The organism is Nitrosopumilus sp. b1, assembly GCF_014078545.1.
Classification (GTDB): domain Archaea; phylum Thermoproteota; class Nitrososphaeria; order Nitrososphaerales; family Nitrosopumilaceae; genus PXYB01.
The window spans coordinates 1-705 of sequence record NZ_MU078720.1 but is presented as its reverse complement, the minus strand read 5'-3'; the positions used below and the strand labels follow the sequence as shown (position 1 = coordinate 705).

The 705-nt window shown below is 36.4% G+C and carries 1 protein-coding gene and 1 pseudogene; one reads left to right on the top strand and one right to left on the bottom strand.

Going from position 1 to position 705, the window contains the following annotated elements; all coding sequences use genetic code 11:
- The coding region (locus tag C6988_RS05665; RefSeq protein WP_182134099.1) for a COX15/CtaA family protein at positions 1–289 on the top strand (289 nt) is incomplete at its 5' end.
- A 163-nt stretch (positions 290–452) separates the two neighbouring features.
- Here the strand turns inward: C6988_RS05665 and C6988_RS11090 are convergent.
- Positions 453–705 (bottom strand): annotated as a pseudogene (locus C6988_RS11090) (hypothetical protein); the annotation flags it as partial.

The window sequence follows — 705 nt, the reverse complement described above, 5'->3', positions numbered from 1 at the left end:
ATGGATGCATAGATTAATTGCAGCTACTGCTGGAACTCTAATTATTGCAACTGCAGTTGGTTCATGCTTAAACAAAAATTCTAATAAAAAAATTAAATTCACTAGCATTCTTGCTGCCCTCTTAGTTATCACACAGATAACCTTGGGAGCTCTTGTGATTGATACAAAACTTCATGCAGTCTTAGTTGCTATTCATTTGGGTATTGGAATTTGGCTATTTGCAATGACTCTGCTTACTACACTATTTGCATTTAGAATAGACAAGCCATCTATCAAAACTAACGCTTGAATTTTGGAAATCTTTTTGGCAAGTAAATATAGCCAATCATTATTGCAAACATTGTAGCACCTATTGTAATTGCAATGAAGAATATGTATCCAAATGGGCTTTGAGTGCCAATATTGAAAGTATATGTGAGAACCTCTCCTCGCCCATTCATGTCATACAAANNTACGTATACAATATGATTTCCGGATTCCTCAAAAATAAAATTACTCTCCCAGTGACTGCCCTCAATTGATTGTGGCCTAAATGCCTGAATTTGATCGCCATGATATGTGAATCTCATTCCCATGGTAAATCTATCGACTTCTTCGTAATCTGCATCAGTTACCCTGATTAGAATCTGAGACTCTTCACCTATTTGAGGAAATTCTGGCAAAGTAGCGATCTGTACTCTAAACCCTCCGATGAATTCTTCTGCA